Origin of the sequence: Nocardioides sp. 616, from assembly GCF_002930065.1 — a bacterium.
GTDB classification, from domain to species: domain Bacteria; phylum Actinomycetota; class Actinomycetes; order Propionibacteriales; family Nocardioidaceae; genus Nocardioides; species Nocardioides houyundeii.
Window position 1 is genome coordinate 134,235 of record NZ_POAG01000023.1, and the last position, 15,276, is coordinate 149,510.

The following is a 15,276-nucleotide window of genomic DNA, read 5'->3' on the forward strand; positions in this document are numbered from 1 at the left end:
ACGCAATAGAGATGGTGCGGCACGACGCACCACGAATCGAGGTTTCACCATGAGCTCGCTGCACCCCGCCCTCCAGCCCGTGTTCGCCGACGTCCTGCGTCGCAACCAGGGTGAGCTCGAGTTCCACCAGGCCGTGAACGAGGTGCTCGAGAGCCTGAGCCCCGTGGTGGTCAAGCGCCCGGAGTACGTCGAGGCCTCCATCATCGAGCGCATCTGCGAGCCCGAGCGCCAGATCATCTTCCGGGTGCCGTGGGTCGACGACCGCGGCACCGTCCAGATCAACCGGGGCTTCCGGGTGGAGTTCAACTCCGCCCTCGGCCCCTACAAGGGCGGGCTCCGCTTCCACCCCAGCGTCTACCTCGGGATCGTGAAGTTCCTGGGGTTCGAGCAGATCTTCAAGAACGCGCTGACCGGCATGCCCATCGGCGGTGGCAAGGGCGGATCGGACTTCGACCCCAAGGGACGCTCCGAGGGCGAGATCATGCGGTTCTGCCAGTCCTTCATGACCGAGCTCTACCGGCACCTCGGGGAGTACACCGACGTGCCGGCGGGAGACATCGGGGTCGGTGGCCGCGAGATCGGCTACCTGTTCGGCCAGTACAAGCGCATCACCAACCGCTACGAGTCCGGGGTGCTGACCGGCAAGGGCCTCACCTGGGGCGGCTCGCAGGCGCGCACCGAGGCGACCGGCTACGGCACGGTGTTCTTCGTCCGCGAGATGCTGGCCACCCGGGGCAGCTCCTTCGACGGCAAGCGGGTGGTGGTCTCCGGTTCCGGGAACGTGGCCATCTACGCGATCGAGAAGGTGCACCAGCTCGGCGGCACCGTGGTCGCCGTCTCGGACTCAGCGGGCTACGTCGTCGACGAGCGAGGCATCGACCTGGCCCTGCTGCGCGAGGTCAAGGAGGTGCGCCGCGGGCGTGTGAAGGAGTACGCCGAGCTGCGCGGCGGCGGTGCCTCGCACGTGGCGGGCGGCTCCATCTGGGACGTGCCGTGCGACGTGGCGCTGCCGTGTGCCACCGAGAACGAGCTGCCGGAGGATGCGGCGCGGGTGCTGGTCGCCAACGGGGTGCAGGTGGTGGCGGAGGGCGCGAACATGCCCACCACGCCGGCCGCCGTCTCGGTGCTGACGCAGGCGGGGGTGCTGTTCGCTCCCGGCAAGGCGGCCAACGCCGGTGGTGTGGCCACCAGCGCGCTGGAGATGCAGCAGAACGCCTCTCGTGACCGCTGGAGCTTCGATCACACCGAGGAGCGCCTGGACGAGATCATGACCGGGATCCACCTGCGGTGCGTCGCCACCGCCGACGAGTACGACGTGCCCGGCGACTACGTCGCCGGCGCCAACATCGCCGGGTTCTGCCAGGTGGCGGACGCGATGCTGGCCATGGGAGTCATCTAGCCGCGACGTCCGGCTCCGGTGGCGCTCCGGCGCCCCGGACCGGCGGGCGCTCAGAGGATGGTCGCCGAGAACCGGCGCAGCCGGAACGACAGCACCGGGTGCCGGTCCGCCAGCCAGCCCAGCGCGCCGTCCGGCGCGAACGACCAGTGTCCGAGGCAGGGGAGCCCACGGGTGCTGCCGGTGACCGTGGCGACGCGCAGGCCCCCGTCGGCGACCGGCTGCCTGGTGGTGGCTCGCACCGGCACGCGCGCGGAGAGCGCCGAGGCGTCCACGAACTCGGCGCTGGCCAGGGTCCGTCCTGCCGTCGAGGCCCGCCAGGAGTGCCGCGCCACCGGGCCCACCGTGCCCTGGTCGTGGTGGAACACGGCGAGCTCCTTCGGCAGCGCCCACAGGGCCCGGCCCGCCTCGCGGGAGGGCTCGGAGTCCACCCACATGTCGCGGACCGTCAGGGCGGTCGACGTGCCCTCGGCGCGACGGGCCACCAGCAGCTCGGAGTACTCGCAGGTGCTGCCAGCCTCATAGCTGACGAAGGCGACCACGAAGAGCCCGCGGGGCTGGTCGGGCGGGGCAGCACGGAAGAGGGACCCCCAGAGCTGGCCCCGCAGCTGCCACGGCGGGGACGGGAAGGGCACGGTCCTAGTCCTCGGGGTCGTCTTCGCGCGCCAGCCAGGTGGCGAGCCGTTCGACCGGCACCTCGAACTCGGGGTTCAGGTCGACGAACTCCCGGAGCCGCTCCGCGAGCCACGCCAGGGTGACCTCTTCGTCACCCCGGCGCTTCTCGAGCTCCTCGATGCCACGATCGGTGAAGTACATCCGAGCCCTCGGCCTAGTAGTCGGTCCCGGGAGCCGCCTCGACGGGGGCGAACGCCCGGTCGAGGAGGTTCTTCTGCTCCTCCACGTGGCGCTTCAGGGTGCCCACCGACGGCGACGCGGACTGCGGGCGGGTGACCTGCTCGACGGGGAGGTCGAGCTCGGACCACACGTTGAGCGCGTAGTGCGGCCACGGCCCCATGTTGCCCGGCTCGTCCTGGACCCAGCGGATCGCCTTGAGGTTCGGGTACTTGGCGATCTCCGCCTTGATGTCGTCCACGGGGCGGGGGTAGAGCTGCTCGACCCGGCCGATCGCGAAGCTGGAGCCGTCCTCGCGCTTCTTGCGCTCCACCATGAGGTCCCAGGTGATGCGTCCCGAGCACAGCAGCAGGGTCTCGACTGCGGCCGGGTCGGCCGCGTCGTCCCCGATGAACGGGCGGAAGGTGCCCTGGGTGAAGTCGGAGGGCTGGGAGGCCGCCTCCTTGCGCTTGAGCATCGACTTCGGCGTGAACACCACCAGCGGTCGGTGCTCCTCGCCGAGCGAGTGGCTGCGCAGCAGGTGGAAGTGCGAAGCCGGCGTCGAGGGCTGGGCGACGACCATCGCGTCCTCGGCGCACATCGTCAGGAAGCGCTCGATGCGGGCCGAGGAGTGGTCGGGTCCCTGACCCTCGTAGCCGTGCGGCAGCAGCAGCACCACGCCGGACTGCTGGCGCCACTTGGGCTCGCCCGCGGAGATGAACTCGTCGATGACGGTCTGGGCGCCGTTCACGAAGTCCCCGAACTGGGCCTCCCAGAGCACCAGGGCGTCCGGACGGGCCACGGAGTAGCCGTACTCGAAGCCGAGGGCGGCGTACTCGGAGAGCAGGGAGTCGTAGACGTAGAACTTCGCCTGGTCCTCGCTCAGGTTGGTCAGCGGGGTCCACTCGTCGGCGTTCTTGCGGTCGATGATGGTGGCGAAGCGCTGCACGAACGTGCCGCGGCGGGAGTCCTGGCCCGCCAGGCGCACCGGCCGGCCGTCCATCAGCAGGGAGCCGAAGGCCAGGATCTCACCCGTGCCCCAGTCGATGGGACCGTCGGTGATGGCCGCGGCACGACGCTGCAGCTGAGGCATCACCTTCTGGTGGACCGTGAAGCCCTCCGGCGGTGTGATGTAGGCGTCCGAGATCCGCTTGAGCACCTCGGGCGAGACCGCCGTGGTGGTGGCGCCCGCCGACTTCTCGGGGTAGTCGGGCACGGTGGTCCACGAGGACGGCGTGGAGGAGGCCTCGCGCACCTCGGTGAAGACGCGCTCCAGCTGCTGCTGGTAGTCGCGCAGCACCTGCTCGGCCTCCTCGATCGTGATGTCGCCACGACCGATCAGCGACTCGGTGTAGAGCTTGCGCACCGAGCGCTTCTGCTCGATCAGGTCGTACATCAGCGGCTGGGTGTACGACGGGTCGTCGCCCTCGTTGTGTCCGCGACGGCGGTAGCACACCAGGTCGATCACGACGTCCTTCTTGAACGCCTGGCGGTACTCGAAGGCCAGCCGGGCGACGTGGATGCACGCCTCCGGGTCGTCACCGTTGACGTGGAAGATGGGTGCCTGGACCATCCGGGCCACGTCGGTGCAGTAGAGCGAGGAGCGCGAGGCCCCGGGGGAGGTGGTGAAGCCGACCTGGTTGTTCACCACGACGTGGATGGTCCCGCCGGTGCGGTAGCCGCGCAGCTGGGACAGGTTGAGCGTCTCGGCCACCACGCCCTGCCCGGCGAATGCCGCGTCGCCGTGCACCAGGAGCGGAAGCACGGGGAAGTCCGACCCGCGGTCGAGCATGTCCTGCTTGGCCCGGGCGATGCCCTCGAGCACCGGGTCGACGGCCTCGAGGTGGGAGGGGTTGGCCGCCACGGAGACCTTGATGGTGTCGCCCTTGCCGGAGACGAACTCGCCCTCGGCGCCGAGGTGGTACTTGACGTCGCCCGAGCCCTGGACGGTCCGCGGGTCGATGTTGCCCTCGAACTCGCGGAAGATCTGGGAGTAGCTCTTGCCGACGATGTTGGCCAGCACGTTGAGGCGGCCCCGGTGGGCCATCCCGATGGTGACCTCGTCCAGGTCAGCCTCGGCGGCGGCCTCGCAGAGCTCGTCGATCAGCGGGACCGTGGTCTCACCGCCCTCGAGCGAGAAGCGCTTCTGACCCACGAACTTGGTCTGCAGGAACGTCTCGAAGGCCTCGGCCTGGTTGAGCTTGAGCAGGATGCGCAGCTGCTCCTCGCGGGGGGTCTTGGTGTGGGGACGCTCCACCCGCTCCTGGATCCACTGACGCTGCTCGGGGTCCATGATGTGCATGTACTCGATGCCGGTGGTGCGGCAGTAGGAGTCGCGCAGGATCCCGAGGATGTCGCGCAGCTTCATGAACCGGCGGCCCTCGCCACCGAAGGAGCCGGTGGCGAACTCGCGGTCCAGGTCCCACAGGGTCAGCCCGTGCGTCTCGATCTCGAGGTCGGGGTGGCTGCGCTGGCGGTACTCCAGGGGGTCGGTGTCGGCCATCATGTGGCCCCGCACCCGGTAGGCGTGGATCAGCTCCAGGATGCGCGCCTGCTTGCTGATGTCCTCGTCGTGGTTGGTGGCGATGTCGGCGCCCCAGCGAATGGGCTCGTACGGGATCCGCAGGGAGCGGAAGATCTCGTCGTAGAAGCCGTCGGCACCCAGCAGCAGCGAGTGCATCCGCTTGAGGAACTCACCCGACTGGGCGCCCTGGATGACTCGGTGGTCGTAGGTGGAGGTGAGGGTCATCACCTTGCTGATGGCGTTGCGGGCGATCGTCTCGGCCGAGGCGCCCTGCCACTCCGGCGGGTACTCCATCGCGCCGACGCCGATGATGGCGCCCTGGCCCTTCATCAGGCGGGGCACCGAGTGGCTGGTGCCGATACCGCCCGGGTTGGTCAGCGAGATGCTGGTGCCCTGGAAGTCGGCCACGGTCAGCTTGTTGTCACGCGCCTTGGAGACGATCTCCTCGTAGGCGGTCCAGAAGCCGGCGAAGTCCATGGTCTCGGCCGCCTTGATGGCGGGCACGAGCAGCTGGCGGCTGCCGTCCTTCTTGGGTACGTCGATCGCCAGGCCGAGGTTGATGTGGGCCGGCGTGATCAGGTTGGGCTTGCCGTCCACGACGTCGAAGCCGACGTTCATCTCCGGCATCGACTTCACGGCCTGCACCAGCGCGTAGCCGATCAGGTGGGTGAAGGACACCTTGCCGCCGCGCGCGCGGGCGAGGTGGTTGTTGATGACGGTCCGGTTGTCCCACAGCAGCTTCACCGGCAGGGAGCGCACAGAGGTCGCGGTGGGCACGGTCAGCGAGGCGTCCATGTTCTGCGCCGTGCGGGCCGGGGCGCCGCGCAGCACGGTGAAGGTCGTCTCGGCGTTCGCCTCGGCCGGCGGCGCGGGCTTGGGGTCCTTGGCGACGGGCTTGTCCGTGCCCTTCGCGGGCTCCGCGGCAGGCGCGGAGGGTCGCGGCTTGGCGACCGGGACGGGGCCGGTCGACGCGGCGCCGCCCGCCTTGGGGGCCGCAGCCTGAGCAGCCGGCTTAGGGGCGGCGACGGCGGGCTTCGCGGCCGACCCCGAGCTGCTCGACACCGCGGGCTTGCTCGCGACGCTGGCGGATCGCTGGTCGCCGTTCGGCACCGCCGCGCGATCCGCGAAGAAGTCGGACCACGCGGAGCCGACTGTCGAAGGGTCCTTCTGGTACTGCTCGAACATCTCCTCCACCAGCCACTCGTTGGCGCCGAAGTCGGCGCCGGGAGTGGGGGAGGACTGATCAGAGCTGGGGGACTGCGGCACGGCTTGGTTCGCCTCTTCCGGGTAAGCGCGTGGGTACGGACGTGAGTCGCCACAAGGCTAGACCCCCCGCTTCACAAATGCAGGCTCAAGGGTCACCTTTGGGGCATGGTGGAGCCGGACGCAGGAGCAAAACCGAGGCGAGGGAAGTCGCACGTCATGATCCATCCGCTCCGGGCCACGATCCCGTTGCTGCTCTGCCTCGCCCTGATGGGCGCGGCCGCCGGGTGCACCGGCTCGGGGACCGACGGTGACGCCGGGGCCCCGGCGGCCTCCGAGGCCACCACCGAACCCAGCGTGGCGGCGCCGGCGCGTGCCACCAAGGTGCTGATGGGACAGGTCGTGGGCCCGATCCCCGGCGCCCGGCTCCGGGCGCTGCGGCACCAGGTGACCCCGGTCATCGACGAGTGGCTGGACACCGCGTTCGTCGGGGGCGAGTGGCCGCGCACCGTCACCGGCGCCTTCGTCGGCTTCACCCCCGCCGCGGCCAGGGCGGCGCGCCGGGACCGTCGGCTGGTCTCCGGCGCCGACCTCGCGGCCCGGATCGACTCGGTGCAGGTCACCAAGCGTGCGGTGCGCTACGACGTGCTGGCGGTCGGCCGCCGTCCCGTGGGGGTGACGGCGCGCGTCACGCTGGACTACCGGACCGAGGGCGAGGTGCGCACCAAGGTGCTGCTGCGAGGCCGGGTGAGCCTGACCAAGGTCGGCGACGACTGGAAGGTCTTCGCCTACGACCTGACCAAGGGCACGCGATGAGCGTGTTCCCCCGACGAGGAGATCGACGACCGGTGCCACGACGGGGGCCCGGCCTGCTGCGCGCCTGCGGGGTGGCCGTCGCGTTGGCGGCGCTGGCGCTGGTCGTGCCCGACGCGTCGGTCGCGCCGACGCAGGTCTCGCTGGTCAAGGTCCGCCGGGCCCAGGCGGTCGACCTGAGCCCCCGGGTGGTGTGGATCCTGGCGGTGGGGTCCGACGCCCGTCCCGGCCAGCCGATGACGCGCAGCCGCGGTGACGCCCTGCAGCTGGTGGGACTCGACACCACCTCCGGCGCCGCCACGGCCATCGGGGTGCCGCGGGACTCGTGGGTCTCCATCCCCGGGTACGGGCGCGAGCGCATCAACTCCGCCCTGGTCTTCGGCGGGCCGCAGCTGATGGCGGCGGCCATGCGCGACCTGACCGGCATCGAGCCCGACTACGTCATGGTGACGAGGTTCCCGTTCTTCGAGGACATGGTCGACGACATCGGCGGGATCACGGTGCGCAACCCGCGCCGCTTCAGCGACCCCAACCTCAAGCGCGAGGGCTTCGGCACCGGCCGCATCCACCTCGGCGGCTACGACGCCATGGCGTTCAGCCGGATCCGCAAGGGGCTGCCCGACGGGGACTTCGGCCGGTCGGCGAACCAGCAGCGGACGCTGCGGGGCATCCAGGCCAGGATCGCCGGCCAGGCCGACGAGCCGGGCTTCATCGAGCGAGGGGTGATGTCGGTGCTGCGCCACACCGACACCAACGCCTCGCCGGCCGAGCTGTTCCGGCTGGCCCAGGCCGTGGCTCAGGTGGACCCGCGCAGGATCACCACCTGCGTGGTGCCTGGCCGGGTCGGTTTCGCCGGTGCCGCGAGCGTGGTCTTCCCCGACGTGGCCCGGGCCCGAAGGTGGGGCGAGGACGCCCGCAGGGACGCCACGATCAAGCGCTGCTAGCCGGCGTACGACGCGGGCACCGGATGGTCCGGACAGCTGAACGGCCCCGGTCGCTGGGCGACCGGGGCCGTGCTGCTTGCGTCCTGCTCGTGCTCTGTGCCCCCGCTAGGATTCGAACCTAGGCCCCCGCCTCCGGAGGGCGGTGCTCTATCCCCTGAGCTACGGGGGCTCAGTACGCGCCGAAAGACTACCGCTCGTGGGCGCCGGGTGCGAAACCGCCTCGCTGTTCACCCTCTCCTCCGGGCCTCGCACGGTGAAACCGGTGCAGGTGCGGCCACCTTCCTCACTTAGGCTGGTGGGGTGACTCCTGAACAACTGTCCTCCCTGATCGTCGACGCGCTGAGCGCCCTGGTGACCGAAGGCACGCTGGACCTGCCAGACGGTGCCCCGACGAGCGTGACGGTGGAGCGACCTCGACAGAAGGAGCACGGCGACTACGCGACCAACGTCGCCCTGCAGTTGGCCAAGAAGGCCGGCACCAACCCGCGCGCCCTGGCCGAGCAGGTCAAGGCTCGCCTCGAGGCCGCGGAGGGCATCTCCAGGGTCGAGATCGCCGGGCCCGGCTTCCTCAACATCAGCGTCGACGCGCAGGCGCAGGGCCAGGTCGCGACCGAGGTCGTGGCGGCCGGCGAGAGCTACGGCACCAACCAGGCCCTCGCGGGGCAGCGGATCAACGTCGAGTTCATCTCCGCCAACCCCACAGGTCCGCTGCACCTGGGCCACACCCGGTGGGCGGTCGTCGGGGACGCCATCGCCCGGGTGCTTTCAGCCGCCGGGGCCACCGCCGAGCGCGAGTTCTACATCAACGACCGCGGCAACCAGATGGACAAGTTCGGCGCCTCCATCGAGGCCACGGCACTGGGCCGCCCGGTGCCCGAGGACGGCTACCAGGGCGCCTACATCGCGGACCTGGCTGCGGAGATCGTCGCGGCCGACCCGGGCATCGTGCACCTGCCCGAGGAGGAGCGCCTGGTGGCCTTCCGCGAAGCCGGCTACGCGCTGCAGCTCAAGGAGCAGCAGGACCAGCTCGACTCCTTCAACACCCACTTCGACGTGTGGTTCTCCGAGCGGTCCCTGCACGACGGCGGCAAGGTCGAGCACGCCATGGACGTGCTCCAGCGCAACGGCCACCTGGTGGAGCGCGACGGCGCGCTGTGGATGCGCACCACCGACTTCGGTGACGACAAGGACCGGGTGCTGCGGCGCAGCAACGGCGAGCTGACCTACTTCGCCTCCGACACCGCCTACTACGTCGACAAGCGCGAGCGGGGCTTCGACATCTGCATCTACCTGCTCGGCGCGGACCACCACGGCTACGTGGGCCGGCTCAAGGCGATGGCCGCCTGCGCCGGGGACGACCCCGAGAAGAACATCGAGATCCCGATCGGCCAGCTGGTCAAGATCATGCGGGGCGGCGAGGAGGTCCGGCTCTCCAAGCGCGCCGGCGAGATCGTCACCCTCGGCGAGCTGGTGGACCTCATCGGCGTCGACGCCCTGCGCTACTCCCTGGCCCGGTATCCGGCCGACTCTCCGCTGACCCTCGACGTCGAGCAGATCACCAGGCAGTCCAGCGACAACCCGGTGTACTACGTCCAGTACGCCCACGCCCGGGTCTGCTCGATCCTGCGCAACGCCGCGGATCTCGGTCTTGAGCCCGCCTCGCACCCCGAGCTGCTCACCCACGAGAAGGAGGGGGAGCTGCTCCGGGCGCTCGCCGAGCTCCCGCGAGTCGTCGCCTCGGCCGCGCAGCTGCGCGAGCCGCACCGGGTCGCCCGCTACCTCGAGGAGACCGCGGCCAGCTACCACCGGTTCTACGACAACTGCCGGGTGCTGCCGATGGGCGACGAGGAGCCGGGCGACCTGCACGCAGCCCGGCTGATGCTGGTCGCGGCGACCCGCACGGTGCTGGCCAACGGCCTGGCCATGCTGGGTGTCTCGGCACCCGAGCGGATGTGACCTGTGCCCTCACACGAAGCCGGATGGGCGCACGCCGACGGTGCCCTGAAGGGTCCCTCCTGGTTGCGTGAGCCCGCTGACCCCAACGCCCTGGTCCCGCACCTGTGGTCGCAGACCGCCCGCAAGAGCGACGGGGTGCTGGAGATCGGGGGCGTGCGCGTGACCGACCTGGTCGCCGAGCACGGCTCCCCGGCGTACGTCCTGGACGAGGCGGACTTCCGCGGCCGCGCCCGTGCCTTCCGCGACGCCTTCGACGACTACGACGTGTTCTACGCCGGCAAGGCGTTCCTGTGCACCGAGGTGGCCCGGTGGGTCGCCGAGGAGGGGCTGTGCCTGGACGTGTGCAGCGCCGGGGAGCTGCTGGTGGCCCAGCGCGCAGGCTTTGACATGGCCCGGGTGGGCTACCACGGCAACAACAAGACCGCCGCCGAGCTGGCGCGTGCCGTCGAGCTGGGGGTGGGCCGCATCGTGGTCGACTCCTTCCACGAGGTCGAGCGCCTGGAGGCGCTGGCCGCGGCTCGTGGGGGCGCCGATCCCCGGATCCGGGTGATGGTGCGGGTGACCGCCGGGGTCGAGGCGCACACGCACGAGTACATCGCGACCGCGCACGAGGACCAGAAGTTCGGCTTCTCGATCACCTCCGGCGACGCCTTCGAGGCGGTCCGGCGGATCCTCGCGGCGCCGGGTCTGGAGCTGCTCGGTCTGCACTCCCACATCGGCAGCCAGATCTTCGACTCCTCCGGCTTCGAGGTCGCCGCCCGCCGGGTCCTGGCGCTGCACGCCCGGGTGGTCAGCGAGCTGGACGTGGTGCTGCCGGAGATGGACCTCGGGGGTGGGTTCGGCATCGCCTACACCACCCAGGACGACCCGTCCCAGCCCGGTCAGCTCGCGGGCGAGATGCGGGAGATCGTGGCGCGCGAGTGCCGGGCCCTGGGCATCGCGGCGCCGCGGCTCTCCATCGAGCCCGGGCGCGCGATCGCGGGACCTTCGATGTGCACGGTCTACAGCGTCGGCACGGTCAAGGAGGTCGCGCTCGACGGCGGCGCTCGCCGCTCCTACGTCAGTGTCGACGGGGGCATGAGCGACAACATCCGCACCGCGCTCTACGACGCCGACTACTCCTGCACGCTCGCCGGCCGCGCTTCGACGGCAGCTCCCAGGCTCTCCCGGGTCGTGGGCAAGCACTGCGAGGCAGGGGACGTCGTGGTCAAGGACGAGTTCCTCCCGGCCGACGTCGCGCCCGGGGACCTGCTGGCGGTGCCGGGCACCGGCGCCTACTGCCGGTCGATGGCGTCGAACTACAACCATGCCCTGCGGCCGCCCGTGGTCGCGGTGCGGGACGGTGCCTCACGAGTGATCGTGCGGCGTGAGACTGAGGACGATCTGTTGGCAACCGACGTAGGTGGAGCATGAGCGACAAGTCGCTGAAGGTGGTCCTGCTGGGCTGCGGCTCGGTGGGGTCCCAGGTGGTCAGGCTGCTGACCGAGCAGGCGGCCGATCTCGAGGCCCGGGTGGGTGCCCGCGTCGAGCTGGCCGGCGTCGCCGTACGCCGGCTCGACGCGGCGCGGGAGGTCGAGGTGCCCGCCGGGCTGCTCACCACCGATGCCGCCGGCCTGGTGGCACGCGGCGACATCGACCTGGTGATCGAGGTGATCGGCGGTCTCGAGCCCGCTCGGTCCCTGATCCTGTCGGCGCTGGAGAACGGCGCCTCGGTCGTCACCGCCAACAAGGCACTGCTGGCCGAGGACGGGCCCCGGCTCTTCGAGGCGGCCGCCAAGGCCGAGCGCGACCTCTACTACGAGGCGGCCGTCGCGGGAGCCATCCCGATCGTGCGTCCGCTGCGCGAGTCCCTGGCCGGCGACCGGGTGACCCGCGTCATGGGCATCGTCAACGGCACCACGAACTTCATCCTCGACAAGATGGACAGCTCCGGCGCCGGCTTCTCCGAGGCGCTGGAGGAGGCCCAGGAGCTGGGCTACGCCGAGGCCGACCCGACCGCCGACGTCGAGGGCTTCGACGCCGCCGCGAAGGCCGCCATCCTGGCCAGCCTGGCCTTCCACTCCCGCGTCACCGCCGCCGACGTGCACCGCGAGGGCATCTCCGAGGTGACCGCGGCCGACGTGGCCTCGGCCCGGGAGATGGGGGCGGTGGTCAAGCTGCTCGCGATCGCGGAGCTGCGCGAGGACCGCGTCGCGGTCCGCGTGCATCCCGCCATGATCCCGCGCAGCCACCCGCTGGCCAGCGTCCGCGGCGCCTACAACGCGGTGTTCGTGGAGTCCCAGGCGGCCGGGCAGCTGATGTTCTACGGCCCCGGCGCCGGCGGGTCGCCGACCGCGTCCGCGATCCTCGGCGACCTGGTCACCGTCGCCCGCAACCGGCTCTCCAACACCACCGGCGCGGGGGAGTCGGCCTACGCCGACCGCGCCGTCCAGCCGATGGGCGAGACGCTCACCCGCTACCACGTGGCCATCGACGTCCAGGACCGCGCCGGCGTGCTCTCGGCGGTGGCGCAGGCCTTCGCCGAGCACGAGGTGTCGATCCAGACGGTGCGCCAAGAGGGCCGGGGCGCGGACGCCCAGCTCGTCGTGGTCTCGCACCAGGCCACGGACGCCCAGCTGGCTGCCACCGTCGAGCAGCTCAGGACCATGGACATCGTGCGCGAGGTCACCTCAGTGATGCGCGTTGAAGGAGAGTCGGAGTGAGTTCTCACCAGTGGCGTGGAGTCATCGAGGAGTACCGCGAGCTGATGCAGCTCCCGGAGGGGACTCCCGCGGTCACGCTCGGGGAGGGCGGCACCCCCCTGGTCACCTCCGAGTGGCTCTCCGAGCTCACCGGCGGCCAGGTCTGGCTGAAGGTCGAGGGCGACAACCCCACGGGCTCCTTCAAGGACCGCGGCATGACCGCCGCGATCTCGGTGGCCAAGCACGAGGGCGCGGAGGCGGTGGTCTGTGCGTCCACCGGCAACACCTCGGCCTCGATGGCCGCCTACGCAGCCAAGGCCCGCCTCAAGCCCCTGGTCCTGGTGCCGGAGGGCAAGATCTCGGCCGGCAAGATGGCCCAGGCGATCATGCACGGCGCGCAGGTGATCATGGTGCGCGGCAACTTCGACGACTGCCTCCGACTCTCCCGGGGTCTGGCCGACAACTACCCGGTGGCCCTGGTGAACTCGGTCAACCCGGTGCGTCTGGAGGGGCAGAAGACGGCCGCCTTCGAGATCGTCGACCGTCTCGGGGACGCCCCGGACCACCACCTGCTGCCGGTGGGCAACGCGGGCAACATCTCGGCGTACTGGCTGGGCTACCAGCAGTACGCCGACCTGGGGCGGGCGACCGGCAAGCCGGTCATGCGTGCCTTCCAGGCCGAGGGCGCGTCGCCGCTCGTCACCGGTTCGCCCTTCCCGAACCCGGAGACCAAGGCCACCGCGATCCGGATCGGCAACCCCGCCTCCTGGAAGCTCGCGGTGGACGCGGCGGACCAGTCCGGCGGCCGCTTCGCCTCGGTCACCGACGACCAGATCCTCTCGGCCCAGCGCGAGCTGGCCCGCAACGACGGGGTCTTCGTGGAGCCGGCCTCGGCGGCGGGGGTCGCCGGCATGCTGCAGGAGCTGGCGCAGGGTGAGTCCTACGCGGGCAAGACGGTGGTCATCACCGTCACCGGCCACGGGCTCAAGGACACCGACACCGCGCTGGAGGGCGTGGGTGCGATCGTGGACACCGTCGTCGACGCCCAGGTCGACGCCGCGGCCGCCGCTGCCGGGCTGACCTGACCGTGACGACCTTCGTGCCGGGCGAGGTCCGGGTCACCGTCCCGGCCACGTCCGCCAACCTCGGGCCCGGATTCGACAGTCTCGGCCTCGCACTGGCCTGGCGCGACTCCCTCGTCGCTCAGGTCGTGGAGTCGGGACTGGAGATCTCGGTGCGTGGCGAGGGAGCCGGCGACGTTCCGCTGGACGAGAGCCACCTCGTGGTGCGAGCCATGCGGATCGCGTTCCAGGCGATGTGCGCCCAGCCGCCGGGGCTGCGGTTGGTCTGCGACAACCAGATCCCGCACGCCCGAGGCCTCGGGTCGTCCTCCGCGGCCATCGTCGGGGGCCTGGTGCTGGCCCGCGCGCTGGTGGCCGGGGGAGCGCTGCTGCTCGATGACGACGCCCTGCTGACCCTGGCCTCGGACCTGGAGGGACACCCGGACAACGTCGCCCCGGCCCTGCTGGGCGGCTTCACGATCGCCGGGCGGGCGGACGAGCAGTGGTACGCCGTCAAGGGTGCCGTGGACCCTCGGGTCACGGCGGTGGCGTTCGTGCCCGACGTACCCGTGGCGACGTCGGTCGCACGAGGCCTGCTCCCCGAGACGGTGCCGCACGCTCGGGCAGCGGCCAACGCCGGTCGTGCGGCCCTGCTGGTCGCGGCACTGGCGGTCCGGCCCGAATGCCTGATGACGGCCACCGAGGACTTCCTGCACCAGGACTACCGGGAGCCGGCGATGCCCGACTCCCTGGCCCTGGTGCGCCGGCTGCGCCAATCGGGGGTGCCGACGGTGGTCTCAGGCGCCGGTCCCACCGTCTTGGCCCTCACCGACCACGCCTCGGTGGGCGGGCTGCTGAGCCGCTGCCCGTCGGGCTGGCAGGCCCGGCACCTCGAGGTGGACCAGGACGGCGCCACGGTGCACTGACGACGCATGGACTCGCGCCGCACCGCCGACCGCCTCCCGCTCCCGATCCGAGGCCGCCGGGAGTGGTAGCGTGACCGGCGCGCCACCCGCGCGCGACCACCGGTGACTGCGAAGAGCACCCCCCGGTGTGCCTCATCCCCCTTCCGACGTGTCCGCACCGGCGCCTCGCATCCGCGAGCGACGAGGTCGGGGAGACTCATCAACGGATGCCCGGCGGTTCTCACCGCCCCGCACTGGACGTGGCAAGGACTTCACGTGACCGAAAACCCCGGCTCGACCGGTTCCGAGGCGACGCAGGCGCCTGACACGACTGCGCCGACGCAGCGCAAGCGCGCCACCAGCCTCAACACCATGCTGCTCGCGGACCTCAAGGCGATGGCGGGCGCGCTGGCCATCCCCGGTGCCGGCTCGATGAAGAAGGCGCAGCTGGTCGAGGCGATCCGCGGCGTGCAGTCCCCGCCCCGAGCCGCAGCCGCCGACGCGGCCCCCAGCACGGCCCCCGAGGCCCAGGCTCCTGTTGCCCGGTCCACTGAGCGGGTCGCGGCACGATCGGCTGGCAAGAGGGCTGGCGGCGCGCCCGTCCAGTCCGGGACCGGGGCAGGCGAGTCCGGCAGCCAGGACGCCGCCAGCACCACCAGCGGGACCGCCGAAGAGTCCAGGAAGCCGGACGCGCCGGCACGTGCCACCCGCCGTCGTACTCGGGGCGAGGCTGCTGCGGCTGGCTCGAGCGAGCCCGCGAGCGAGGCCCAGGGTGGGCACACCGTGACCAGCCAGACCCGGGAGGCGCGGCGCGAGGCGTCGACGGAGCTTCGCGAGGAGCGCGCCCGGGACAACCAGCAGGACGCCCAGCGCGAGACCGAGGCCAACGCCCCGAAGCGCCAACGCCGCCAGCAGGGCAACCGGGACCAGCAGGGCAACCGCGATCAGCAGGGCAACCGCGA

At 71.3% G+C, this 15,276-nt stretch carries 12 protein-coding genes and 1 tRNA gene; 9 read left to right on the top strand and 4 right to left on the bottom strand.

The features are described from left to right. Nucleotides 1-49: 49 nt before the first annotated feature. Nucleotides 50-1,399, top strand: a complete 1,350-nt coding sequence (gene gdhA / locus C5H89_RS16810) for an NADP-specific glutamate dehydrogenase (protein WP_104108121.1) — start codon at nucleotides 50-52, stop codon at nucleotides 1,397-1,399. A 50-nt stretch (nucleotides 1,400-1,449) separates the two neighbouring features. Here gdhA and C5H89_RS16815 read toward each other — a convergent pair whose 3' ends face one another. From C5H89_RS16815 to C5H89_RS16820, 3 genes are read right to left on the bottom strand one after another with little or no spacing between them, the layout of a single operon-like run. Continuing rightward, entirely contained in the window at nucleotides 1,450-2,031 is a 582-nt protein-coding gene (locus C5H89_RS16815) for an acetoacetate decarboxylase family protein (protein ID WP_104108122.1), read from the bottom strand. A gap of 4 nt (nucleotides 2,032-2,035) precedes the next feature. Further along, nucleotides 2,036-2,212: a DUF6104 family protein gene (locus tag C5H89_RS19190; protein WP_199286663.1), complete on the bottom strand. Its 177-nt coding sequence runs from the start codon at nucleotides 2,210-2,212 to the stop codon at nucleotides 2,036-2,038. 13 nt (nucleotides 2,213-2,225) lie between these two features. Continuing rightward, nucleotides 2,226-6,017: a multifunctional oxoglutarate decarboxylase/oxoglutarate dehydrogenase thiamine pyrophosphate-binding subunit/dihydrolipoyllysine-residue succinyltransferase subunit gene (locus tag C5H89_RS16820; protein WP_104108123.1), complete on the bottom strand. Its 3,792-nt coding sequence runs from the start codon at nucleotides 6,015-6,017 to the stop codon at nucleotides 2,226-2,228. Nucleotides 6,018-6,173: 156 nt separating this feature from the next. On the opposite strand from C5H89_RS16820, the gene C5H89_RS16825 reads away from it, so the two are divergent. Together C5H89_RS16825 and C5H89_RS16830 are read left to right on the top strand one after the other, a co-directional pair. Continuing rightward, on the top strand, nucleotides 6,174-6,770 hold the full coding sequence (locus tag C5H89_RS16825) for a hypothetical protein (RefSeq protein ID WP_104108124.1): 597 nt from the start codon (nucleotides 6,174-6,176) through the stop codon (nucleotides 6,768-6,770). 32 nt (nucleotides 6,771-6,802) lie between these two features. Then, on the top strand, nucleotides 6,803-7,711 hold the full coding sequence (locus C5H89_RS16830; RefSeq protein ID WP_240181923.1) for an LCP family protein: 909 nt from the start codon (nucleotides 6,803-6,805) through the stop codon (nucleotides 7,709-7,711). 97 nt (nucleotides 7,712-7,808) lie between these two features. On the opposite strand, the gene C5H89_RS16835 is transcribed toward C5H89_RS16830, so the two are convergent. Beyond that, nucleotides 7,809-7,880 (bottom strand) — tRNA-Arg (locus C5H89_RS16835). A gap of 131 nt (nucleotides 7,881-8,011) precedes the next feature. On the opposite strand from C5H89_RS16835, the gene argS reads away from it, so the two are divergent. The 6 genes from argS to C5H89_RS16865 all read left to right on the top strand — a co-directional run. Next, nucleotides 8,012-9,667, top strand: coding sequence for an arginine--tRNA ligase (argS, locus tag C5H89_RS16840; RefSeq protein ID WP_104108126.1), 1,656 nt, complete (start codon nucleotides 8,012-8,014; stop codon nucleotides 9,665-9,667). 3 nt (nucleotides 9,668-9,670) lie between these two features. Beyond that, nucleotides 9,671-11,080, top strand: coding sequence for a diaminopimelate decarboxylase (lysA, locus tag C5H89_RS16845; RefSeq protein WP_104108127.1), 1,410 nt, complete (start codon nucleotides 9,671-9,673; stop codon nucleotides 11,078-11,080). Beyond that, nucleotides 11,077-12,369, top strand: coding sequence for a homoserine dehydrogenase (locus C5H89_RS16850; RefSeq protein ID WP_104108128.1), 1,293 nt, complete (start codon nucleotides 11,077-11,079; stop codon nucleotides 12,367-12,369). Before lysA ends, C5H89_RS16850 begins: the two co-directional genes overlap by 4 nt. Beyond that, nucleotides 12,366-13,433, top strand: coding sequence for a threonine synthase (gene thrC / locus C5H89_RS16855; protein ID WP_104108129.1), 1,068 nt, complete (start codon nucleotides 12,366-12,368; stop codon nucleotides 13,431-13,433). Before C5H89_RS16850 ends, thrC begins: the two co-directional genes overlap by 4 nt. A gap of 2 nt (nucleotides 13,434-13,435) precedes the next feature. Beyond that, nucleotides 13,436-14,335: a homoserine kinase gene (thrB, locus tag C5H89_RS16860; RefSeq protein WP_104108130.1), complete on the top strand. Its 900-nt coding sequence runs from the start codon at nucleotides 13,436-13,438 to the stop codon at nucleotides 14,333-14,335. A 255-nt stretch (nucleotides 14,336-14,590) separates the two neighbouring features. Continuing rightward, nucleotides 14,591-15,276 (top strand): Rho termination factor N-terminal domain-containing protein (locus tag C5H89_RS16865; RefSeq protein WP_205305092.1); only part of this gene is annotated, 686 nt, incomplete at its 3' end.